This window comes from Streptomyces sp. NPDC001502 (genome assembly GCF_042894785.1).
GTDB lineage: Bacteria > Actinomycetota > Actinomycetes > Streptomycetales > Streptomycetaceae > Streptomyces > Streptomyces kutzneri.
Map to the genome: position 1 here is coordinate 77954 of NZ_JBIAVW010000027.1, position 21656 is coordinate 99609.

18 protein-coding genes and 1 pseudogene are annotated in these 21656 nt (G+C 70.0%); 12 read left to right on the plus strand and 7 right to left on the minus strand.

The features are described from left to right. Positions 1 to 99: 99 nt before the first annotated feature. The 6 genes from ACFY0D_RS34320 to kdpF (ACFY0D_RS34345) all read right to left on the minus strand — a co-directional run bounded on the left by ACFY0D_RS34320 (position 100) and on the right by kdpF (ACFY0D_RS34345) (position 5839). A complete protein-coding gene (locus ACFY0D_RS34320; protein ID WP_390801825.1) occupies positions 100 to 813 on the minus strand; it encodes a potassium-transporting ATPase subunit C in 714 nt (237 codons plus the stop codon). 22 nt (positions 814 to 835) lie between these two features. Next, entirely contained in the window at positions 836 to 2941 is a 2106-nt protein-coding gene (kdpB, locus tag ACFY0D_RS34325; RefSeq protein ID WP_390801826.1) for a potassium-transporting ATPase subunit KdpB, read from the minus strand. Then, positions 2938 to 4602, minus strand: a complete 1665-nt coding sequence (gene kdpA / locus ACFY0D_RS34330) for a potassium-transporting ATPase subunit KdpA (protein WP_390801827.1) — start codon at positions 4600 to 4602, stop codon at positions 2938 to 2940. Before kdpA ends, kdpB (ACFY0D_RS34325) begins: the two co-directional genes overlap by 4 nt. Positions 4603 to 4610: 8 nt before the next feature. Continuing rightward, positions 4611 to 4700, minus strand: a complete 90-nt coding sequence (kdpF, locus tag ACFY0D_RS34335) for a K(+)-transporting ATPase subunit F (protein ID WP_037860493.1) — start codon at positions 4698 to 4700, stop codon at positions 4611 to 4613. A 239-nt stretch (positions 4701 to 4939) separates the two neighbouring features. Continuing rightward, positions 4940 to 5698 (minus strand): DUF4118 domain-containing protein, encoded by a 759-nt coding sequence (locus ACFY0D_RS34340; protein WP_390801828.1) that lies wholly within the window; start codon positions 5696 to 5698, stop codon positions 4940 to 4942. 51 nt (positions 5699 to 5749) lie between these two features. Next, the gene (gene kdpF, locus ACFY0D_RS34345; RefSeq protein WP_327301315.1) at positions 5750 to 5839 is read right to left on the minus strand and encodes a K(+)-transporting ATPase subunit F; all 90 of its coding nucleotides are present in this window, start codon (positions 5837 to 5839) and stop codon (positions 5750 to 5752) included. Positions 5840 to 6078: 239 nt separating this feature from the next. Between kdpF (ACFY0D_RS34345) and ACFY0D_RS34350 the strand changes: the two genes are divergently transcribed. The 9 genes from ACFY0D_RS34350 (at position 6079) to ACFY0D_RS34390 (ending at position 19328) form a co-directional block, all read left to right on the plus strand. After that, positions 6079 to 7989 (plus strand): APC family permease, encoded by a 1911-nt coding sequence (locus ACFY0D_RS34350; protein ID WP_390801829.1) that lies wholly within the window; start codon positions 6079 to 6081, stop codon positions 7987 to 7989. Between the two features lie 203 nt (positions 7990 to 8192). Continuing rightward, positions 8193 to 10340 (plus strand): potassium-transporting ATPase subunit KdpB, encoded by a 2148-nt coding sequence (gene kdpB / locus ACFY0D_RS34355; protein WP_390801830.1) that lies wholly within the window; start codon positions 8193 to 8195, stop codon positions 10338 to 10340. 248 nt (positions 10341 to 10588) lie between these two features. Continuing rightward, complete coding sequence (locus ACFY0D_RS34360) at positions 10589 to 11371, plus strand: GNAT family N-acetyltransferase (protein WP_390801831.1); 783 nt, start codon at positions 10589 to 10591, stop codon at positions 11369 to 11371. 107 nt (positions 11372 to 11478) lie between these two features. Next, positions 11479 to 13437, plus strand: coding sequence for a serine/threonine-protein kinase (locus ACFY0D_RS34365; protein WP_390801832.1), 1959 nt, complete (start codon positions 11479 to 11481; stop codon positions 13435 to 13437). A 257-nt stretch (positions 13438 to 13694) separates the two neighbouring features. Beyond that, on the plus strand, positions 13695 to 14381 hold the full coding sequence (locus ACFY0D_RS34370) for a response regulator (protein ID WP_390801833.1): 687 nt from the start codon (positions 13695 to 13697) through the stop codon (positions 14379 to 14381). Between the two features lie 107 nt (positions 14382 to 14488). Next, positions 14489 to 15613 carry a saccharopine dehydrogenase gene (locus tag ACFY0D_RS34375; protein WP_390801834.1) on the plus strand — a complete coding sequence of 375 codons (1125 nt, stop codon included), beginning with the start codon at positions 14489 to 14491 and terminating at the stop codon, positions 15611 to 15613. After that, on the plus strand, positions 15610 to 16212 hold the full coding sequence (locus ACFY0D_RS34380) for a TetR family transcriptional regulator (protein ID WP_390801835.1): 603 nt from the start codon (positions 15610 to 15612) through the stop codon (positions 16210 to 16212). The genes ACFY0D_RS34375 and ACFY0D_RS34380 overlap by 4 nt, the downstream gene beginning before the upstream one ends. Positions 16213 to 17139: 927 nt before the next feature. Then, entirely contained in the window at positions 17140 to 19077 is a 1938-nt protein-coding gene (locus tag ACFY0D_RS34385; protein ID WP_390801836.1) for an APC family permease, read from the plus strand. Positions 19078 to 19154: 77 nt separating this feature from the next. Beyond that, entirely contained in the window at positions 19155 to 19328 is a 174-nt protein-coding gene (locus tag ACFY0D_RS34390; RefSeq protein ID WP_390801856.1) for a hypothetical protein, read from the plus strand. Positions 19329 to 19340: 12 nt separating this feature from the next. Here the strand turns inward: ACFY0D_RS34390 and ACFY0D_RS34395 are convergent. After that, positions 19341 to 19779 (minus strand): annotated as a pseudogene (locus ACFY0D_RS34395) (hypothetical protein); the annotation flags it as partial. 838 nt (positions 19780 to 20617) lie between these two features. Between ACFY0D_RS34395 and ACFY0D_RS34400 the strand changes: the two are divergent. From ACFY0D_RS34400 to ACFY0D_RS34410, 3 genes are read left to right on the plus strand one after another with little or no spacing between them, the layout of a single operon-like run. Further along, positions 20618 to 20947: a hypothetical protein gene (locus ACFY0D_RS34400; protein WP_390801837.1), complete on the plus strand. Its 330-nt coding sequence runs from the start codon at positions 20618 to 20620 to the stop codon at positions 20945 to 20947. 43 nt (positions 20948 to 20990) lie between these two features. Then, a complete protein-coding gene (locus tag ACFY0D_RS34405; protein ID WP_390801838.1) occupies positions 20991 to 21158 on the plus strand; it encodes a hypothetical protein in 168 nt (55 codons plus the stop codon). Positions 21159 to 21172: 14 nt separating this feature from the next. Beyond that, positions 21173 to 21556 carry a hypothetical protein gene (locus ACFY0D_RS34410; RefSeq protein ID WP_390801839.1) on the plus strand — a complete coding sequence of 128 codons (384 nt, stop codon included), beginning with the start codon at positions 21173 to 21175 and terminating at the stop codon, positions 21554 to 21556. The last annotated feature ends 100 nt before the right edge of the window (positions 21557 to 21656 follow it).

The following is a 21656-nucleotide window of genomic DNA, read 5'->3' on the forward strand; positions in this document are numbered from 1 at the left end:
GGGTAGGGGCCGGAGCCGGCGGGACGCCGGGTTCCCCGCCCGGCCGTAGCCGAGGGAGATGAGCGACCTGCCGGCTCCGGACCTTTGCTGTGCGGAATATCAGCTCTTGTTCAGTGCCTTGAGCGCGGTGTTGAGTTCGAGGACGTTGACGCGCGGTTCGCCCATGAAGCCGAGGGTGCGACCGGTGGTGTGGTCGGCGACGAGCTTCTCGACCTGCTTGACGTCGAGCCCGTTCCGCTCGGCGATGCGGTTGACCTGGATCTTCGCGTACTCCGGGGAGATGTCCGGGTCGAGGCCGGAGCCGGAGGAGGTGACGGCGTCCGCCGGCACGTCCTCGGGCTTGACCTGGTAGCCCGCGGTGGAGTTGTCGGCGATGACGGCCTCCTTGGCGGCGATGACCTGGGAGCAGAGGCTGCCCTCCACCTCGTCGGTGCACTTGCCGTCCTTCGCGCCGTTGTCGGCGGAGCGGTTGGTGGCGCCGGAGAGGATCAGCGAGTACTGGGTGTTGACGCTGTTGCTGCCCAGGCCGTTGGAGGGACGTGGCTGGAACCACTTGAGGTCCGGCTTGGCCGCCTCCTCCGGGTCGTCGGGGTTCTGCTTGGGCAGGTTGTAGGTCTGCCCGATCAGGGAGGAGCCGACGACCTGGCCGCTCTTGTCCTTGATCTCGGAGCCGTTGGCCTTGTCGTTGAAGAGGGCCTGGGCGATCCCCGTGACGGCCAGCGGGTAGAGCACACCGCAGATCACCGTCAGAACCAGCAGGGCCCGCAGACCCGCGCCGATCAGGCGCGCTGTGTTGCTCAAAGAGTTGTTCATGGCGGATCAGCACGTTCCTAATTCAGGCGAGCCCGGGGATGAGGGAGATGAGCATGTCGATGATCTTGATGCCGATGAACGGGGCGATCAGGCCGCCGAGTCCGTAGATCCCGAGGTTGCGGCGGAGCATCTTGTCGGCGCTGGTGGGCCGGTACCGCACGCCCTTGAGGGCGAGCGGAACCAGCGCGATGATGATCAGCGCGTTGAAGATGACGGCCGAGAGGATCGCGGAGTTCGGCGAGGACAGGCCCATGATGTTGAGCTTGTCGAGGCCGGGGTAGACCACGGCGAACATGGCCGGGATGATCGCGAAGTACTTCGCCACGTCGTTGGCGATGGAGAACGTGGTCAGGGCGCCACGCGTGATCAGCAGCTGCTTGCCGATCTCGACGATCTCGATGAGCTTGGTGGGGTTGGAGTCCAGGTCCACCATGTTCCCGGCCTCCTTGGCGGCCGAGGTACCGGTGTTCATCGCGACACCGACGTCGGCCTGGGCCAGCGCCGGGGCGTCGTTCGTACCGTCGCCGGTCATCGCGACCAGCTTGCCGCCCGCCTGCTCCCGCTTGATGAGGGCCATCTTGTCCTCGGGGGTGGCCTCGGCGAGGAAGTCGTCGACACCCGCCTCCTCGGCGATGGCCTTCGCGGTCAGCGGGTTGTCACCCGTGATCATGACCGTCTTGATGCCCATGCGGCGCAGCTCGTCGAACCGCTCGCGCATGCCCTCCTTGACCACGTCCTTGAGGTGGATGACACCGAGGACGCGGGCGCCCTTCTCGTCCTCCACCGCCACCAGGAGCGGGGTGCCGCCGGCCTCGGAGATGCGGTTGGCGAGGAGGTCGGCGTCGTCGGAGACCCGGCCGCCCTGCTCCTTCACCCAGGTGATGACCGAACCGGCCGCGCCCTTGCGGGTCTTCCTGCCGTCCACGTCGACACCCGACATGCGGGTCTGGGCGGTGAAGGCGATCCACTCGGCCTGGGCGAGCTCGCCCTGGTGGCGCTCGCGCAGCCCGTACTTCTCCTTCGCGAGGACCACGATCGAGCGGCCCTCGGGGGTCTCGTCCGCGAGGGACGACAGCTGGGCGGCGTCGGCCAGCTCGGCCTCCGTCGTTCCCTTGACCGGGACGAACTCCGAGGCCTGGCGGTTGCCGAGGGTGATGGTGCCCGTCTTGTCGAGCAGCAGCGTGGAGACGTCACCGGCAGCCTCGACGGCCCGGCCGGACATCGCCAGGACGTTGCGCTGGACCAGGCGGTCCATGCCGGCGATGCCGATGGCGGAGAGAAGCGCGCCGATGGTGGTCGGGATCAGGCAGACCAGGAGCGCGGTGAGGACGATCATCGACTGCTTGGCCTCCGCGTAGATCGCGAACGGCTGCAGGGTGACGACGGCCAGCAGGAAGACGATCGTGAGGGACGCGAGAAGGATGTTCAGCGCGATCTCGTTGGGCGTCTTCTGCCGGGCCGCGCCCTCGACGAGGGCGATCATCCGGTCGATGAAGGTCTCGCCGGGCTTCGTCGTGATCTTGACGACGATCCGGTCGGAGAGCACCTTGGTGCCACCGGTGACCGCACTGCGGTCACCGCCCGACTCGCGGATGACCGGGGCGGACTCGCCGGTGATGGCGGATTCGTCCACGGACGCGACGCCTTCGACGACGTCACCGTCGCCGGGGATGATGTCCCCGGCCTCGCAGACCACCAGGTCGCCGATCTTGAGATCGGTACCGGGGACCTGCTCCTCGCGCGTGCCGTCCCGGGACAGGCGGCGTGCGACGGTGTCGGTCTTGGCCTTGCGCAGGGTGTCGGCCTGGGCCTTGCCGCGGCCCTCGGCCACGGCCTCCGCGAGGTTGGCGAAGATCGTGGTCAGCCACAGCCAGACGGTGATCGCCCAGCCGAACCAGTTCGTCGGGTCCGCGATCGCCAGGACGGTCGTGACGACCGACCCGACCAGGACCACGAACATGACCGGGGACTTGATCATGATCCGGGGGTCGAGCTTGCGGACCGCGTCCGGGAAGGACTTCAGCAGTGCCTTGGGGTCGAACAGCCCCCCACCGACGCGGCCGGCGGGCGGCCTGTGGCCGGTTGGCAGGTCGTCGTGCGGAGCACGGGTCGGTGTGGCGGTGCTCATGATGCGAGCCCTTCGGCGAGCGGACCCAGCGCCAGGGCCGGGAAGTAGGTCAGACCGGTGATGATGAGGATGGTGCCGACGAGCAGGCCCGCGTAGAGCGGCTTGTCGGTACGGAGGGTGCCCGCGGTCTCGGGAACGGGCTTCTGCTCGGCGAGCGAGCCGGCCAGGGCCAGGACGAAGACCATGGGCAGGAAGCGGCCCAGCAGCATGGCGATGCCGATGGTGCTGTTGAACCACTGCGTGTCGGCGTTCAGGCCCGCGAAGGCCGAGCCGTTGTTGTTGGCGCCCGAGGTGTAGGCGTAGAGGATCTCGGAGAAGCCGTGCGCGCCGGAGTTCGTCATGGAGTTGCCCGGGGTGGGCAGGGCCATGGCGGCCGCGGTGAAGCAGAGCACCAGGGCGGGGGTGATCAGGATGTAGCAGGCGGCGAGCTTGATCTCGCGGGTGCCGATCTTCTTGCCCAGGTACTCGGGGGTGCGGCCGACCATCAGGCCGGCGATGAACACCGCGATGATCGCCATGATCAGCATGCCGTAGAGGCCGGAACCGACACCACCGGGCGCGATCTCGCCGAGCTGCATGCCCAGCAGCTGGATGCCGCCGCCCAGACCGGTGAAGGAGGAGTGGAAGGAGTTGACCGCGCCCGTCGAGGTGAGCGTGGTGGCGACCGAGAAGATCGAGGAGGCGGCGATGCCGTACCGGGTCTCCTTGCCCTCCATGGCGCCGCCCGTGACCTCGAAGGCCGGGCCGTGGTGGGCGAACTCGGTCCACATCATCAGAGCGGTGAAGCCGACCCAGATGATGCCCATGGTGGCGAGGATCGCGTAGCCCTGGCGCAGGTTGCCGACCATGCGGCCGAACGTGCGGGTCATCGCGAAGGGGATGACCAGGATCAGGAAGATCTCGAAGAGGTTCGAGAAGGGGGTGGGGTTCTCGAAGGGGTGGGCGGAGTTGGCGTTGAAGTAGCCGCCGCCGTTCGTGCCCAGCTCCTTGATGACCTCCTGGGAGGCGACCGCGCCGCCGTTCCACTGCTGGGTGCCCCCCAGGAACTGACCGACCTCGTGGATGCCGGCGAAGTTCTGGATGGCGCCGCAGGCGACCAGGACGATCGCGCCGATCACCGAGATCGGCAGGAGGATGCGGACGGTGCCGCGCACCAGGTCGGACCAGAAGTTGCCGAGCTCCCCGGTGCGGGCGCGCGAGAAGCCCCGTACGAGAGCCACGGCGACGGCCATGCCCACGGCGGCGGAGACGAAGTTCTGGACCGCCAGGCCGCCGGTCTGTACGACGTGGCCCATGGCCTGCTCGCCGTAGTACGACTGCCAGTTCGTGTTGGCCACGAAGGAGGCGGCGGTGTTGAAGGCCTGGTCCGGGTCGATCGAGGAGAAGCCGAGCGAACCGGGCAGGCTGCCCTGAACGCGCTGCATCAGGTAGAGGAAGAGGACGCTGACGGCGGAGAAGGCGAGGACGGCACGCAGGTAGGCGGGCCAGCGCATCTCGGCCGACGGGTTGGCGCCGATGGCCTTGTAGATCCACTTCTCCGGCTTGTAGTGCCTCTCGGAGGAGTAGACCCGGGCCATGTAGTCGCCCAGGGGACGGTACGCCAGAGCCAGCGCGGCGATCAGCGCGAGCATCTGGAGCACACCAGCGGTTACGGGGCTCATATCAGTGCTCAGAACCTCTCCGGGTACACAAGGGCGAGGACGAGGTAACCGAGCAGGGAGACGGCCACCACGAGGCCGACGACGTTTTCGACAGTCACAGCTTGGTCACCCCCCGGGCGATGAGAGCCACCAGCGCGAACACCGCGACCGTGGTGACGACGAAGGCCAGATCGGCCATCGCGAGCTCCTGAGTGAAGTGGGAAGAAATGAATCAGCCAGTTGGCTGATGACGAGACAACCGTGTCTTCACCCGGGTGTTAAGACGCTTTGACGGGGTCCATACGGGGCGACGGGAACCCTTAACGCCACCCTGACGGCGCATGCCACCTGAGCGGCATCAGACCTGATGGGGCAGGCCGGCCGAGTCCAGGGCGGCGCCCGCTTGCGCGGCCAGAGCGACGGCCACCAGACGGGCCTCCTCGGGCGGCAGCGGCCGGCCGGGGTGCGCGTCGAGGAGGAAGCGGCCGTAGTAGTGCCCGCCGCCGACGGCCCGCAGCTCGGTCTCGCCGTCCGGCCATTCGGTGTACTCGGTGATCCGCCTGCCGCGGCGCAGCCAGACGCTGCCGTCGTGCTCCAGCCGCGGCAGGTGTCCCATCAGGGTTCCGTACTCGAAGCGGCAGCCGCGCAGCCCCAGCAGGCCCACCAGCTCCCGGCGCACGTACTCGACCACCGCCTCCGGCGAGCCGCCGTCCTCGGCGAGGCGGGCGGTTCCCTGGAGGCTCGACAGGTGCGCCGTGTCCGTGACCACGACTGCCTGGAGCCGGCGGGTACGGACCGCCAGCTGGGAGACGATCAGTCCCACGACGAGCAGGAGGACCGCCGTCTGGATCTCGTCACCGTCGGCGATGGTGAACCGCTGATAGGGCCTGGTCAGGAAGAAGTCGAACCAGGCCGCCGCCGAAAGGGCGGCCAGCGCGCCGGCCGCCCGCGTACCCAGGGCGGCGACCGCGACCACCACGACGACCATGATCAGCGCCTCGTTCGTCGCCGAAAGATCCGTACGGAAGGGCACGAGCGCCAGCGCGACGACGAAGGGGGCCACGAGGGCCGCAACCAGCGCGAGGGGATCGTGGAGCCGGTGGACGTAGCCGGACATGTGAGGCCTCCCGTCCCGTCCGGACAAGCCGATCGTGATGAAGGGCGTCGCTCAGAACTTCTCGGGCTTGATCAGGGCGACCACGAGATAGCCGAGCAGCGCGAGGGCGATGAGCAAGCCGACCACGTTCTCCGCGTCCATGGAACTTCCTCCTTCTGTCGCAGCCGGGAACTCTCGCCCAGATCAAGCCTGCCCCTCCGTAGCGCCGGCGCAACGCGGGGTGCCGCCTCTTGACGGACCTCTGACGCCGGTCCCACCTGTGCGTATGGATCGCGTGAAGAGTGGCGGGCCGGGCGTATGGAATGCGCCAAGGGTGCTGGTCGCCGCCCCGTGCGGCTCCGACGCTGTCCTCACTTTGCTCATTCGGAGGGACCGGCGACATGGCCATACACGCAGGAAAACCGACCACGGTCGCCCAGGACCCGGGCCTGGAAGAGCCCCCGGACCTCAGCGCCCCCGCTGCCGGGGACCGCCACAAGCTGACCGCCCTCCAAGGCCTCGCCGCGCTGTCGCTCGACGCGATGGCGTCCGTGGCGTACGGACCCGAGTCGATCGTGCTCGTCCTGGCCGCCGCGGGCGCCTACGGCATGGGTTTCACCCTCCCGGTCACCCTCGCCATCGCCGCGCTCCTGGCGGTGCTGGTGGCCTCGTACCGGCAGGTCATCGCCGCGTTTCCCGACGGCGGCGGGTCCTACGCGGTGGCCAAGCGGCACCTGGGCCGACGGACCAGCCTGGTCGCGGCCGCCTCGCTGATCCTCGACTACGTGCTGAACGTCGCCGTCTCCGTCACCGCGGGTGTGGCCGCCCTGACCTCGGCCTTCCCGGGCCTGCACGGTGAGCGGGTCTGGATCTGCCTTGCGGTCCTGGCCCTGGTCACCGCCGTGAACCTGCGCGGGGTCGTCGATTCCGCCAAGGCGTTCCTGGTCCCGACCGCCCTCTTCGTCGGGTCGATCCTCGCGATGATCACCGTCGGTCTCCTCCGCGACGGCCCGGTCAGCACCGCCTCCGCCGCCGGGCACGCCTCCGCGCTCGGGGAGGGTGCCACCGCGGTCGGCGCACTCCTGCTGCTGAAGGCGTTCGCCGCCGGCTGCTCGGCGCTGACGGGCGTCGAAGCCGTCGCCAACGCCGTACCGTCCTTCCGGGCCCCGGCCGCCCGCCGCGCCCAGCGCACCGAGGTCGCCCTCGGCGCCCTCCTCGGCGTCATGCTGATCGGCCTGTCCATCCTCATCGGCCGCTTCCACCTCCAGCCGGTCGAGGGCGTCACCGTCCTCGCCCAGCTCGCCGACGCCTCCTTCGGGCACAACGCGGCCTTCTACGTGGTCCAGTTCGCCACCATGGTGCTCCTCGCGCTCGCCGCGAACACCTCCTTCGGCGGCCTCCCGGTGCTGATGAGCCTGCTGGCCCGGGACAACCACCTGCCGCACGTCTTCGCCCTCAAGGCCGACCGGCAGGTCCACCGCCACGGAGTGGTCTGGCTGGCGCTCGTCTCGGCCGCCCTGCTCGTCTTCTCCGGCGGCGACACCAACACCCTCGTTCCGCTCTTCGCGATCGGCGTCTTCGTCGGCTTCACCATCTGCCAGGTCGGCATGGTCCGGCACTGGTACGGCGAGCTTCCCAGGGGCTGGCAGACCAAGGCCGCCCTCAACGGCTTCGGCGCGCTGCTGACCGGCGTCTGCGCGGTGGTCGTCACCGCCACCAAGTTCACCGAAGGCGCCTGGCTGATCGTCCTCGCCCTGCCGCTGATCGTCCTCGCCTTCGAGAAGATCCACCGGGCCTACGCCGAGATCGGCGAGCGCCTGGAGCTGGGCCGCGTCCCGCAGCCGCCGCACCAGGCCCACTCGCTCGTCGTCGTTCCCGTCTCCGGTCTGTCCCGCCTGACCTGCCAGGCCCTCACCGCCGCCCGCTCCCTCGGCGACGAAGTCCTCGCCGTCACCGTCACCCACCCCACGGCCGAGGACCGGCAGGCCGCCGAAGCCCTGCGCCGGGACTGGGAGCTGTGGAAGCCGGGCGTCGAGCTGATCGAACTCTCCTCGGAGACCCGCTCGCTGGGCCGCCCCGTGTCGGCGTACGTGCGGGGGCTCGTGCAGGCCCACCCGGACGCCCAGGTCACCGTCCTCATCCCGGAGACCGAACCCGCTCACCTGTGGCAGCGGCTGCTCCAGAACCAGCGCGGCTCCGTCGTCGCCCACGCGGTCCGGCGCGACACCGACGCCGTCATCTGCCGCCTCCGCTTCCGCATCACGGCGAAAGCCCGGCCGCCGGTCCTTGACGCCTCCTTCACGGGGTCCTGACGCCTTCGGTCCGCCCGCCGTCAAGAAGGCACAAATTACCTGCCCGGTACGGCTGTTGAGGGTCCCAGGGCCGGTAGGTTTTTGTTCGTTCCACCGCCGGGGATCCCACGTCGCACGACGAGCCGGAGGGGGTCCCACGAGGGACGGATCCCCGGCGGTGCATCCACGTTCCGGCTGCGCCGATTCGACCCGAAGGTCTCGCCATGCCTCCCGCTGCCACCCGGCAGACACCCCGTGTTCCGTCCCCGTCGAAGGCTCCGGTCAACCGGCCACCCCGAAGGCGCCCCGGCCGAGGGCCCCTGCCGGAGTCGATACGGCCGGCGGCCTCCTTCCGCGAGGCCTTACTCAAACTCGAACCCCGTGAGCTGATCCGAAAGCCCGTTCTGTTCGTGGTCGCGGTCGGCTCCGTGCTGACCACGCTGTCGGCGCTCATCCACCCGTCCGTCTTCACCTGGGTGATCAGCGTCTGGCTCTGGCTGACGGTGATCTTCGCCAACTTCGCCGAGGCCGTCGCCGAAGGGCGCGGCCGGGCCCAGGCCGATTCGCTGCGCAAGGCGCGTACGGACACCGTCGCGCTGCGGCTGCGGCACTGGACGTACGGCACGAACCTGAGGCACGCCGAGACGGAGGCCGTCGCCCCGAGCGAGCTGCAGCCCCTGGACGTCGTGCTGGTGCAGGCGGGCGAGCTGATCCCGGCCGACGGTGACGTCATCGACGGCGCCGCGGCCGTCGACGAATCCGCCGTCACCGGCGAATCCGCGCCGGTGATCCGAGAGGCCGGCGGCGACCGGTCCGGGGTCACGGGCGGTACGACCGTGCTGTCCGACTCGATCGTCGTACGCGTCAGCTCGCGCCCGGGACACAGCTTCTTGGACCGCATGATCGCCCTGGTCGAAGGCGCGTCCCGGCAGAAGACCCCGAACGAGATCGCGCTCAACATCCTGCTGGCCGCCCTCACCGTCATCTTCGTCCTGGTCGTCGTCTCGCTCCAGCCGATGGCCGACCACGCGGGCGCCGCCCAGACCACCACCGTCCTCGTCGCCCTCCTCGTCACGCTGATCCCCACGACCATCGGGGCGCTGCTCTCCGCGATCGGCATCGCGGGAATGGACCGCCTCGTCCAGCGCAACGTCGTGGCGATGAGCGGGCGCGCGGTCGAGGCCGCGGGCGACGTGAACACCCTCCTCCTCGACAAGACCGGCACCATCACGCACGGGAACCGGGAGGCGGCCGCCTTCATCCCGTTCCCCGGAACCGACCTCGGCAAGCTGGCGGACGCGGCCCAGCTGGCCTCCCTCGCCGACGAGACCCCCGAGGGCCGGTCCGTCGTCGACCTGGCCCGGCAGTACGGGCTCCAGCCGGTCGCTCAGGAAGAGCTGAGCAACCCCCGGTTCACCGAGTTCAGTGCCCGCACCCGGATGAGCGGAATCAACCTCAGCTGGCCGAACGGGGCCGGCTGCGCCATCCGCAAGGGCGCCGTGGCCCAGGTGTCCGAGTGGGTGACGCTGCGGGGCGGGACCGTACCGCCGGAAGCCGACGCATGGTCGGCCGGGGTGTCCGACTCCGGCGGCACCCCGCTGCTGGTCGCGGTCCACGACTGGGACGGCCCGAGGGTCCTCGGCATCATCCACCTCAAGGACGTCGTCAAGGACGGCATCCGCGAACGCTTCGCGGAGCTGCGGAGCATGGGGATCCGTACGGTCATGGTGACCGGCGACAACGAGCGCACGGCCCGCGCCATCGCCCAGGAGGCCGGCGTCGACGAATACCTCGCCGAGGCCACCCCCGAGGACAAGATGGCCCTCATCAAGCGGGAGCAGGCGGGCGGCAAGCTGGTCGCGATGACCGGCGACGGTACGAACGACGCCCCGGCGCTGGCCCAGGCCGACGTCGGTGTCGCGATGAACACCGGTACCTCGGCCGCCAAGGAGGCCGGGAACATGGTGGACCTGGACTCCAACCCCACCAAACTCATCGACATCGTGGAGATCGGCAAGCAACTCCTCATCACCCGGGGCGCCCTGACGACCTTCTCGATCACGAACGACGTCGCCAAGTACTTCGCGATCATCCCCGCCATGTTCACCGCGGCCTACCCGGGCCTGGAAGCGCTCAACATCATGGGCCTGCACAGCCCCTTGTCCGCCATCACCTCGGCGATCATCTTCAACGCGCTGATCATCATCGCGCTGATCCCGCTCGCCCTGCGCGGTGTCCGCTACAAACCGGCCTCCGCGCACGACCTCCTGCGCCGCAACCTCGCCGTCTACGGCCTCGGTGGTCTGATCCTGCCGTTCATCGGCATCAAGGCCATCGACCTCCTCGTCTCCACGCTCCCCGGGCTCGGCTGAAGTCCGCCAAGACCGCATCAGAGGGGCGTCAGAGGGGCGCGCCACGGGCGCGACGGACGAGCGCACGGTCAGGCGGCTGAACAAGCTCGCCGATCAGCTCGTCGGCCACTGCGTCTGACGGGGCCCGCGCACCAGTCCAACACCGGCCGCAAGGCGGGCCGGTGCCGGTTCCCCGCGGGGGCGGCCCACGGCCCCGGGCCGCCCCCTCCTTCCCTCCTTCCTTCCTTCTCTGTTAGGCGGCGTCCGTCGTGATCGAGCTCCTTCCCTCCCGTCTCCCCGCCCTGGCCCGCTGGTTCCCCGGCGGGGCGCCCGGCGTCGCGGCTCTCCCCGAGCATGTCATCGCCACCGGTAACGGCCGCTGGTGGGCGGACCGTGCCGTGGACCCGAGGGCGGTCGCCGTCTCCAGCGGGGACCACCTCCTGCTGCGCGGTGACCCGGGCTCGCTCACACCCGACGCGCTCGCGCGGTTCGCGGGCAGCTACATCGAGGCCCCGGCCCGCTTCCTGCCCGCCCTCGGCGGCGTGTTCCGGCGCGTGGATCCGTGGGAACGCATGGTCTACGTGCACCAGGCGCCCGCCATGGCCGCCCGCCCGGCTCCCGGCATCACGGTGCGCCGGCTGACTCCCAAGGACGCGCCGGCCGTCGTCGCCCTCGGACCCGGAGCGGCCTGGATCCACCGGACCTGGGGCGGCCCCGCGCAGCTCGCGTCCTGCGGTCTCTGCTGGGGCGCCTTCCACCGCGGCCGGGTCCTCTCCCTGGCCTGCACCTACTTCCTCGGCAGCCGGTACGAGGACGTCGCGGCCCTGGCCGACCCGGGCCACCGCCGGCAACACCTCGCCCTGGCCTGCGTCACCGCCCTGTGCCAGGACATCGCCGCCCGCGGCCGCACGCCGAGCTGGACCTGCGCCCGTGACAACCGCCCCAGCCGCCTGCTGGCCTGGTCGGCCGGGTTCCGCCTGACCCGCGAGTACGTCCACTACGCGACGGGCCCCGCGCGCCGGCTGGAGTTCCCGGGGGCGGCGGCAGCCTGAGCTCGTACGGGTCTGCACGGGGTGCACGGGGGAGAAGCCGCTCAGTAGGATGCGGCGGGCGGATCCCGTAGGGGCAGCGCGGGCCGGGCCCGGGGGGATCGGGCGGGATGCGGGGGACCTTGAACGTCGCGGGGATGCACATCGGCGGCCGGTACCGGCTGGAGGCACTGCTCGGACGCGGCGGGATGGGTGAGGTGTGGCGGGCCCACGATCCCCGGCTCGATCGCGAGGTCGCCGTCAAGTTCCTTCCCCCGCATCTGGCGGACGGCCACGCCGTGGAGCGGTTCCACCGCGAGGCCCAGGTCACGGCGCGGCTCCAGCACGCGGGTATCACGCAGGTCTTCGACAGCGGTGCACAGGACGGGCAGCTCCACCTGGTGATGGAGCTGCTCGACGGGCGGAATCTGGGCACGGTGCTGCAGGAGCAGACGTCCGGGCTGCCCGTGCACCGGGCGGTGGACCTGGCCGCGCAAGCCGCCGACGCACTCTCGTACGCGCACGGGGCGGACATCGTCCATCGGGACATCAAACCGGCCAACCTCATGCTGGTCGCCGGCGGTCGGGTGAAGGTGTGCGACTTCGGGATCGCGGGATTCGTCCAGGCGGACTCCGGCCTGACCCGGGAGGGCAGCCTGATGGGGACGCCCGACTACATGGCCCCCGAACAGTGCCAAGGCCGGCGGGTCGACGGCCGGGCCGACCTGTACGCCCTCGGCTGCGTCCTGTTCGCCCTCCTCACCGGGAAGCCGCCGTTCACGGCACACGGCGACTTCCGGGTCGTGATGATGGATCACATCCACACACCACCCCCGCGGCTGGCCTCTCTGCGGCCCGGCGTGCCCGTCGAGCTCGACCGGTTCGTCTCCGTGTTGCTCTCGAAGGATCCGACTGACCGGCCGGACTACGCCGGGGCCGTCGCCGACCGGCTCCGGGACCTGATTTCCCGGCGAACCGGCGCGCCGCTCTCCGTGCCGCGACAGGCCCCGACATCCGCTTCCACCTCCGGACCGGACCCCAGGTACGCGTACGCCGGTCGCCCGGCGCCGGCCCCGCCCGCCTCCGGTTTCACCATGGAGGCGGACTACGAGAAGTTCCTCCCCCCGGAGGCGACCGAGGTCCACACGATCGTCACGGTGACGGGCGCGGGCACAGCCGCCGACGATTCGGCGGCCGCGGCGCCCCGCGCGCTGGTCCTCCTGCTCGGGCTCTCCGAAGGGCTCCCCGAAGCGGACCTCCGCGCCGCGACGGCTGTGGTCGCCACCGCCATCGACGGCCTGGACGAGGGCGCTTCCTTCGCCGTCGTGGCGGGCTCGGACCATGCCCGGATGCTCTACCCCGACACCATGCGCCTGGTCCGGGCGAACGCGGAGACAAAGGCCGAGGCGCGCGCCGCGCTGGCCGGGCTGGAGCCGATCGGGGCGGCCGCCTTCGGCAGATGGCTGCGGCTCGCCGACCGGCTCCTGGCCGCGCACGGCGACGCCGTCCGCACCGCGATCCTCCTCATGGACCTGACCGTCACGGCGGAGAGCCCCGAAGAGCTGGCGGCCGTGCTCGCCTCGTGCGTCGGCCGTTTCTCCTGCCACGTGCGCGGCATCGGCACCGACTGGGAGGTGGCCCCGATCAGCTCCATCACCACGGCGCTGTCCGGCACGATGGACATCGTCATGGATCTCTCGGAGCCCACGTCGCAACTCGCAGAGGATCTGGCCTCGCTCATCGCCCGGACCCGCCAGGCGTCCGCCCGTAACCTCGCCCTGCGGGTCGGGATGCCGGGAGGCGGGCAGGTGCGGTTCGTCAAGCAGCTCACACCGTCCGTGGACGATCTCACCGGCCGCGGGTATCAGGTCGCCCCCGGCACCGGTGAGTACCCCATCGAGGTCCCGGACGGCGAGTCCTGCGACTACCACCTCCTGCTGGACCTGCCACCCGGCAGTCATGACGACGGGGTGGTCGCGGCCGAGCTGAGCATCGTCGCGCTCCCCCCGTCCGGCGAGGGACAGACACTCGCCCGGCTGCCGATGCCGGTGCGGCGGGATGCCGAGCCCCCCTGCGCTCGTAGCCGTTGAGCGCGCTCACTCCAGACCGGAGACCTTGACGATCGTATGAGGGTCGTCAAGGTCGGGCCACCGGCCGTATGGACGTTGTCAAGGTGTGCCGCGACGGCCGGGAAACCGCTGTTTCATCGGGAGAGTGCTCCATCCGGGCACTGCGCTCATGCTGCCGGAGCCGTGCCGACCGAGCCGTGGCCGGCGGCGCGGGCGACCACCGGTGGAGCGGTCCGCGATCGCTCCGCAATGACGTACGACAGGAAGGCGGCACGCCGATGACCCGGGTGCTGGTGGTGGATGACGAACCGCAGCTGGTGCGGTCTCTGGTCATCAGTCTGAAGGCGCGGAAGTACGACGTCGCATCCGCCCCGGACGGGGGCGCGGCCCTGGAGTCCGCTGCGGGACGCCGTCCGGACGTGGTCCTGCTCGACCTGGGCCTGCCGGACATGGACGGGATCGATGTGATCAGACGCCTGCGCGCATGGTCGCAGGTGCCGATCCTGGTGGTGTCCGCCCGCCACGGCTCCAAGGAGAAGATCCAGGCCCTGGACGCGGGTGCCGACGACTACGTCACCAAGCCCTTCAGCATGGACGAGTTGCTGGCCCGGCTGGGAGCCGTCGCCCGCCGCTCTCTGCCGCGCGACCTGGTCGCCGCCGACGAAGCGGTCGTGGAGACCGAGGAGTTCAGCGTCGACCTGGTCGCGAAGAAGGCGAGGCGCAGAGGCAGGAACATCAGGCTCACGCCGACGGAATGGCACGTGCTGGAGGTCCTGATCCGCAACAAGGGCCGGCTCGTCAGCCAGCGGCGGCTGCTCCAGGAGGTGTGGGGCTCCTCCCGCGGCTCGCAGACCAACTACCTGCGGGTGTACATGGCTCACCTGCGGCGGAAGCTGGAAGCGGACCCGTCGCACCCGCGCCACCTGATCACGGTCTCCGGCCTGGGGTACCGCTTCGAGGGGTGAGTGGGGCCGAGCCGGCGGGGGCGCCGCCGGGCCGGGCCGGTGCGACCGCCGGACACGTAGGCACGGGGGAATCGCATTTCTAGGTCATCTGACCTAGAATTTTGGGTATGATCACCGAACCGCACGACGAGCTGCGCCCGGACCCCTCCGGCCCCGTACTGATCACCGGCGGATACGGCACCGTGGGCGCCGAGATCGCCCGCATCCTGGCCGTGGACACCCCGACCCTGCTCACCGGCCGCAACCCCGGCCGGGGCGAAGCGCTCGCCGCCGAAGTCGGGGGCGAGGTGCGTGCCTGGGACCTGGCGGATCCCTCCCCCTTCCGGGCGGGCGTCCGGGCTGTCATCAGCTCGGTCAACGACCCCGAGGACCGGGTGCTGCACGCCGCCGCGGCCGCCGGCGTGCCCTACGTCGACATCACCCGGTGGACGGGCCGCCTGCATCGGGCCGTCACCGTCGCCGCCCTGCTCCGGCCGGCCGCCCCGGTCCTGCTGTCCTCCGCCTGGATGGGCGGCGTCAGCAGCCTGGTGGCGGCCGCGCTGGCCGAGGAACTGGGCGGCGCCGAGCAGGTCGAGATCGCCGTCCGGTGGGACATGGCCGACCGGGCCGGGGCGGACTCCGTCGAGTTCATGGACCGGCTGGGCGTGGCGTTCGAGGTGGTGGACGGGGGGAGACGCCGGCTCGCCTCCCCGATGACGGAGTCCCGTACGGTACGCATCGGAGGAACACCCGTACGCGTCGCGCGCATCGACACCCCGGAACAGTTCACCCTGCCGCTGACCCTCGGCACCGCCACGGCGGCCACCCGCATCGGGTTCAGCTCCCCGGCCGCGACCCGGGCGCTCCTCGCGCTGCGGGGCACGGGATTCTTCCGCTGGGCCGACGGGGAACGCTGGGCCCCCGCGCGCCGGGCCCTGCTCCACTCGCCGGGCGACGGTGGAACGGCCCGGCTGCGCGTGGACGTCACCCATCGCGGGCTCACGCGCACCGCGACCGTCACCGACCCGCTCGGCCAGCACCACCTGACGGCGGTCGGGGCCGTCGCAGGCCTGCGCCGCGTCCTCGGCACCGACGGCTCCCCGGCCCCCCGGGGCGTGGTCTTCCCCGAGCAGCACCCGGATCCCGCCCGCGCGGTCGAGCTGCTCGCCGCACACGGCGTCGGCCTCTCCTACGACGAGGACGACGCCGGTGGCACGGGCCACGGCCGGGCCGGAACGCAGGCCGCCGCATGAGCGCGGCGGACGGACCCACCGCCAAGGGCCGCCAGCGGCGTACGGCCCTCCTCGACGCGGCCGAGCGCGTCCTCACCAGCTCCGGAGGGTCCGAACTGACCCTGCGGGCGGTCGCCGAGGAAGCCGGTGTCCGGCTGGGCCACCTCCAGTACTACTTCCCGGCCCGTGCCGCCCTCCTGTCGGCGCTCCTCGACCGCATCCTCGCCTCATCCTTGGAACGGGTCACCGCCCTCACCGCCGCGCCCGCGCACGGCATCGACCGCGAGGCGCTGCTCGACGCCATCCTCTCCGACCACGACGACCCGCGCCTGGTACTGCTGTTCACCGAGGTGTGGGCATTGGCCGCGCACGACGGGGAAGCGGCCGCGGCGGTCCGTGCCTTCTACGACCAGTACGTCACGCACGTGGCCGCGTTCGTTCGTGAGCATGCGGCGGGCCTGAGCGCCGCCGAAGCACAGCACAGGGCGGAGGTGTTCGTCATGCTGATGGAGGGGTCCGCCCTGTTCCGCTCCGGCATCACCGGTCGCCGTACGGCCGGCACCGACGCCCGCCTGCGCGAGGCCGCGTTCACCCTGCTCGGGGGCGCCGCCCGCCCCTGAGAGCCGGCCGAACGGCGCCGGCACAGCGGGGGAAAGACGCGTACGAAGCCCGGGCCGGCCCTTCGAGGGATGACGGAACGTACGTGGATGACGCGCGGCCTGTGTCAGACGGCCGGGCGGACAGCGGGCGCCGTCGGCCGCACCCGATTCGGTGGCCGATCGTCGTAGCGCGGACCGCTGCTCATGACCCCGTCTGGGCGCATCCGGAACGGGTGGACAAGACTCCGAACGGCTCCTCGACAGCCTTCTGACGTGCGTCCGGTGACGGGGCTCACTCGCATGCGTGCACGTCATCAGGGCCGCGTCAAAGATCGGCGGCTGTGCGGAAGGAACGCGTCAGGAAGTGTCGTCGCGGCCGCCGGCCCGTCACAGACTGGTGTCGCGACGGAGCCGGGTGACGGTCCGGCGGCGCGCGGCTGGACGGCGGTGACCTGAACACCGCCGAGACAGCGCATTTCGGTCCAGCCCGTGGGGGGTCCGGCCGGGTGCGACCGTGCGTCGGTCAGCCGTCGCACCACACATGAGCCGTCCGGCATCCGGTGGGGGCACCGGGGCCGGGCGGCTCGCGTGACGACGTCGCCGTCCCTCCCCGCCTCGAACGACCTCCGTCAGGGCGGAGTCAATTGCCCGTATGGGGGGCGGCCTCCGTCCGGGCCGCCCCCGCCCTGCCTCCTGCGCCGGGTTGCCGAGGTGACGTGCGCCGCCTTTCCCTCCACTTCGACCCGTCCGGACGGGCCGGCTGCCGGTCCGGCAGGTGGGGTTCCGGGTGCAAGGGGAGTACGTCCGCTACGCCACAGGTGGCCCTGTTTGCGTTAAGGACGCGTCAGGGTTTGCTCGCTCGCGTGCATAAAGGATCGGTCTGCATACGCTTGCTCAGCCGTCGTTGTCGATGGCTGATTCTTTGCCGTACGACAGGAGCCCCCCACGATGGCCACCCCTGCCCGCACGTCACGCCTGCGCGCGTGGATGCTGGAAGGCCTGACCGCCGAGAACAGTTCGCCCGCCGCCAAGGAGGCGGCCGCCCAGCCACACGGCCGGCCGTGGTGGCGGGTCATGTGCCTGACGGGTCTCGACTACTTCTCCACCCTCGGCTACCAGCCCGGCATCGCGTTCCTCGCGGCCGGGCTGCTGTCGCCACTGGCGACCATCGTGCTCGTACTGCTCACCCTCTTCGGCGCGCTGCCCGTCTACCGGCGGGTGGCCGAGGAGAGCCCGCACGGCGAGGGCTCCATCGCCATGCTGGAGCGGCTGCTGACGTTCTGGAAGGGGAAGCTGTTCGTCCTGACCCTGCTCGGGTTCGCGGCCACCGACTTCCTCATCACCATCACCCTCTCCGCGGCCGACGCGACCGCGCACCTGGTGGAGAACCCGCACCTCACCAGCACCCTGCACGGCCACGAGGTGCTGATCACCCTCATCATGATCGCGCTCCTCGGCGCGGTGTTCCTCAAGGGGTTCAGCGAGGCCATCGGCGTGGCGGTGGTCCTCGTCTTCACGTACCTCGGCCTGAACGTGATCGTGGTGGCGGTCGGGCTGTGGCACGTGTTCACGGCGCCGCAGGTCATCACCGACTGGACGACCGCGCTGACCGCGGAGCACGGCAATCCGTTCATGATGATCGCCATCGCGCTCGTCGTGTTCCCGAAGCTCGCGCTGGGCCTGTCCGGCTTCGAGACAGGTGTGGCGGTCATGCCGCACGTCAAGGGCGATCCCGAGGACACCCCCGAGAAGCCCGCCGGCCGGATCCGTGGGGCGAAGAAGCTGCTGACCACGGCCGCCGTCATCATGAGCATCTTCCTGATCTGCTCCAGCCTGATCACGACCCTGCTGATCCCGGCCGCCCAGTTCGAGCCGGGCGGCGAGGCGAACGGGCGCGCGCTCGCCTACCTTGCGCACGAGTACCTGGGCTCCGCCTTCGGCACGGTCTACGACATCTCCACGATCCTCATCCTGTGGTTCGCCGGCTCCTCCGCGATGGCGGGCCTGCTGAACCTGATGCCGCGCTACCTGCCCCGCTACGGCATGGCCCCGCACTGGGCCCGCGCCCTGCGCCCCATGGTCATCGTGTTCACCCTGATCGCGTTCCTGGTCACCTGGATCTTCGACGCCGACGTCGACGCCCAGGGCGGCGCGTACGCCACCGGTGTCCTCGTCCTGATCACCTCGGCCGCGGTCGCCGTGACCATCGCCGCCCGCCGGGCGGGGGAGCGCGGCTGGACCATCGGCTTCGGCATCATCTCGGCGGTCTTCATCTACACGACCGCCGTCAACATCGTGGAGCGGCCGGACGGCGTGAAGATCGGCGCCTGCTTCATCGCCGGCATCATGGCCCTCTCCCTCCTCTCCCGTCTCGCCCGCGTCTTCGAGCTGCGCGTCACGCACGTGGAGTTCGACGACATGGCCCAGCGGTTCATCCGCGACACGGCCAACCGCACGATCCGTTTCATCGCGAACGAGCCCGACAACCGGGACCGCGAGGAGTACCGGCAGAAGAAGGAACAGATCCGCGCGGACAACGACATCCCGGCCGGGGACGACGTGATGTTCGTCGAGGTCACCGTCCTGGACGCGTCCGAGTTCGAATCCGGCATGCGTGTACGCGGCGAAGTGCTGCACGACCGCTACCGCGTCCTGACCCTGGAGAGCTCCAGCATCCCCAACGCCCTCGCGGCGCTCCTCCTCCACGTACGCGACGAGACCGGCCAGCGCCCGCACATCTACTTCGAGTGGACCGAGGGCAACCCGATGGCCAACTTCCTCCGCTTCTTCCTCTTCGGCCAGGGCGAGGTCGCCCCCGTCACCCGGGAGGTCATCCGGGAAGCCGAACCGGACCGGACCCGCCGCCCCCACGTCCACGCCGGCTGAGCCACCCGCGTCAAAACGCCGCCAGGAATCCCGCCCGGCCCTCGCCACGACGAGAGCCGGGCGGGATTCTCACTGATGTGACCACTCGCTCGTGCCCCGACCGCGCCATCCGCCGGACCGTACTCGCCCTCGCGGCGGCCGGCCTGACCCTCATCGCCACAGGCGCCGTCCTCGACGCCCTGTGGCTCCTCGGCATCGGCGTCTGGGGAGTGATCGCTGCGATCGTGATCGAGCTCGTCTACTGGCCGTGACAGCCCTTGGCCGCCGATGTCCCGGCTGCGGAAGTCCTCCAGCGTCTCGCGCCGGACCAGTACCCGCGACGTGCCCTCGTGGACGGCGACCACCGGGGGACGCCCCACCATGTTGTAACCGGAGGCCGTGGACAGCTGATACGCGCCCGCCACCGGTACGGCGAGCAGGTCACCGGCGTGGATGTCGCCCGGCAGTTCCCCACCGGCCGCGAGAACGTCCCCGGCCTCGCGGTGCCGGCCGACGACCGTGACCGTGCAGGCACCGGCAGCGGAGTGCCGGCCGAACCAGCCTTACAGGGCGGGCCGCGGATTGTCGCTCATCCCGCCGTCGCGGGGCGACGAGGCAGGGCTCCACCTCGGTGATCCGGGAGCCGATGTGGCAGTGCAGGCCGGTCAGTTCGAGCTGAGGCTGGCCGAGTATGCGCGCGACGGCGGCCTGTGCCGATCCGTCGCGCGGGCGCCGCGCGCGGTGGCCCGTGTGGTGCGCGAGGGCGCCGTGCGGGAGCTGCTGCGCGAACCGGCGGCGCTCGCCCTCGCCTGCGGTGCCCTGGAAGGCCCAGCGGGACCTGCCGGGCACACCCGGGCCGGCCGGCACCCCGCCCGAACTCGCCCTGACCCCCGCCGAGTCGCGGGTCGCGGCCCTGGCCGGGAGCGGCCTCACCCGCCAGGAGGTACGGCAAGGATCGCGGCGGCGCGCTCGATGCCGGTGAGCGGGACCGGTCAGGGGTGGACGGCGGCCGTGTACTGGCGGCGGGAGCCGGCCCCACTGAACTTGATTGGGTGATGTCGGGGCCGTTCGCCTGACAGGCACCGGGTGGTTCCGGTACCCCTGGGGTATGAGGTACGCGCAGGGCGGCGGCTTGACCGACGCCGGGAGGGCCGCGCGGGAGCGGGTCAGGCTTCAGGCCGTGGTGCGCTTCGGGGGCGGGGGGAAGAACGCGGGACATCGCCGCCCTGAGGGCGGGCCAGCGGTCGGTGGAACGCCGGCGCCGACAGTGGCGACAAACGACCCTACCGACCTCACGCATGTCATTTCAGTACCCAACCCGGCCGTCAGGTTGGGAAAGACTCAGTGTCGGCCGGCCGTGCCCCTGGGTGTGACGGGGACGATCTCTTGATCGGCTATCTGGGTCCGTCAGAGTTTAATCCGATGTGCCCGAAGTCGGAGAAATATGCCGTGACGCCTGATACTTTCAAACTCTGCCGCTGACGACACATAAAATCGATCCTGTTGTGGGGCCTGCTGACTGGGCAGGAGCGCTACGCCGACAGTCCGGAGGGCATCGTTCATGAGTCCAGATGAAATGCGTGCAAGGCTTGCTGAACTGACTGCCGAGGCCGCCGCGCTGAGAGAATTTGCAGATGCCGCAGAGCGTGGCGAACACGACGACGAACAAAGAATTTCCGCCGCCGTCGCGCGATTGCTTCCCATTCCAGAACCCAAGAAGGGTCTATTTGGAGGCATAAAGGGAAAGAGTCGCCAGGAGCAAGAGCAGGAGCGAATCGAACTGGTTCGACGATCCCAACGGTCGGCGCTCTCCCTGGCCGCGCTCAATCGCGTGAATAAGGAGATCTATCCCGAGATCCATGAGTTGCGATTCAAGCTGGCATCTCTGTAGCCTGCGACTACATCCGCATTACCGGATCGGAAAGGATCCTCGCATGGCACTGCCCGCCGACTACGCCAAAGACTTCCAATACCTTAAGGAGAAGAGCGACCGGGGCACCCTCAACTCGAATAATGAAATCTACAAGAAGTTGGACGACAAGGCCCGGAATCTACCCGAACTGCGGCGTGCTCTTAATTCTCTGAAAGTCAACCACGTTTAAACGACAGGAAACGTATGCTCGACGAAACAACCATGAAGAGGTATATACACCTCGACACCGACGTCTCGAACTTTCAGGACCACGGCGAGGGCCTCTACCAGTTCGATGCGCGTGTAAACGGACGACCGGAATTGGGTCCCGTAGGAATCCTGCTGGCGACGAATGTCAACCCCACCATGGTCCTGCTGCTAGCCAAGATCGACGTGTCGGGCAAGGGCCTCTCGGCGGCTCTTGCTGCAACCAGTGAAATCGGAGTGGTAGGAGTCGGGCAGCTAGGAGAGTCGTACTTCCTCCGATACGGGGCCTTCCGTGAGTATGTGGAGCCGCTTGCCCTGACCAACGGCATTCAAGCCTTGGCTCTGGCATACAGCATCTATGCTCAAGAGATGTCTGCCTGACAAATTCGAGCGCGATGGCTGAGAAGTGCCCTCGCGAAGCCGACCGCAAGTGCTGGGCCGGCAATCCACACCAAGGCGTCGGCTGTTCCGTCCGGGGGCT

What these genes read in the sequence shown, in the direction of transcription:
- ACFY0D_RS34375 (WP_390801834.1), top strand. Translation starts at nt 14,489, where the DNA reads ATGATCACCGAACCGCACGACGAGCTGCGCCCGGACCCCTCCGGCCCC.
- ACFY0D_RS34320 (WP_390801825.1), bottom strand. Translation starts at nt 813, where the DNA reads ATGAACAACTCTTTGAGCAACACAGCGCGCCTGATCGGCGCGGGTCTG.
- ACFY0D_RS34350 (WP_390801829.1), top strand. Translation starts at nt 6,079, where the DNA reads ATGGCCATACACGCAGGAAAACCGACCACGGTCGCCCAGGACCCGGGC.
- ACFY0D_RS34400 (WP_390801837.1), top strand. Translation starts at nt 20,618, where the DNA reads ATGAGTCCAGATGAAATGCGTGCAAGGCTTGCTGAACTGACTGCCGAG.
- ACFY0D_RS34365 (WP_390801832.1), top strand. Translation starts at nt 11,479, where the DNA reads ATGCGGGGGACCTTGAACGTCGCGGGGATGCACATCGGCGGCCGGTAC.
- ACFY0D_RS34380 (WP_390801835.1), top strand. Translation starts at nt 15,610, where the DNA reads ATGAGCGCGGCGGACGGACCCACCGCCAAGGGCCGCCAGCGGCGTACG.
- kdpB (WP_390801830.1), top strand. Translation starts at nt 8,193, where the DNA reads ATGCCTCCCGCTGCCACCCGGCAGACACCCCGTGTTCCGTCCCCGTCG.
- kdpB (WP_390801826.1), bottom strand. Translation starts at nt 2,941, where the DNA reads ATGAGCACCGCCACACCGACCCGTGCTCCGCACGACGACCTGCCAACC.
- ACFY0D_RS34340 (WP_390801828.1), bottom strand. Translation starts at nt 5,698, where the DNA reads ATGTCCGGCTACGTCCACCGGCTCCACGATCCCCTCGCGCTGGTTGCG.
- kdpF (WP_327301315.1), bottom strand. Translation starts at nt 5,839, where the DNA reads ATGGACGCGGAGAACGTGGTCGGCTTGCTCATCGCCCTCGCGCTGCTC.
- ACFY0D_RS34385 (WP_390801836.1), top strand. Translation starts at nt 17,140, where the DNA reads ATGGCCACCCCTGCCCGCACGTCACGCCTGCGCGCGTGGATGCTGGAA.
- ACFY0D_RS34410 (WP_390801839.1), top strand. Translation starts at nt 21,173, where the DNA reads ATGCTCGACGAAACAACCATGAAGAGGTATATACACCTCGACACCGAC.
- kdpA (WP_390801827.1), bottom strand. Translation starts at nt 4,602, where the DNA reads ATGAGCCCCGTAACCGCTGGTGTGCTCCAGATGCTCGCGCTGATCGCC.
- ACFY0D_RS34370 (WP_390801833.1), top strand. Translation starts at nt 13,695, where the DNA reads ATGACCCGGGTGCTGGTGGTGGATGACGAACCGCAGCTGGTGCGGTCT.
- ACFY0D_RS34405 (WP_390801838.1), top strand. Translation starts at nt 20,991, where the DNA reads ATGGCACTGCCCGCCGACTACGCCAAAGACTTCCAATACCTTAAGGAG.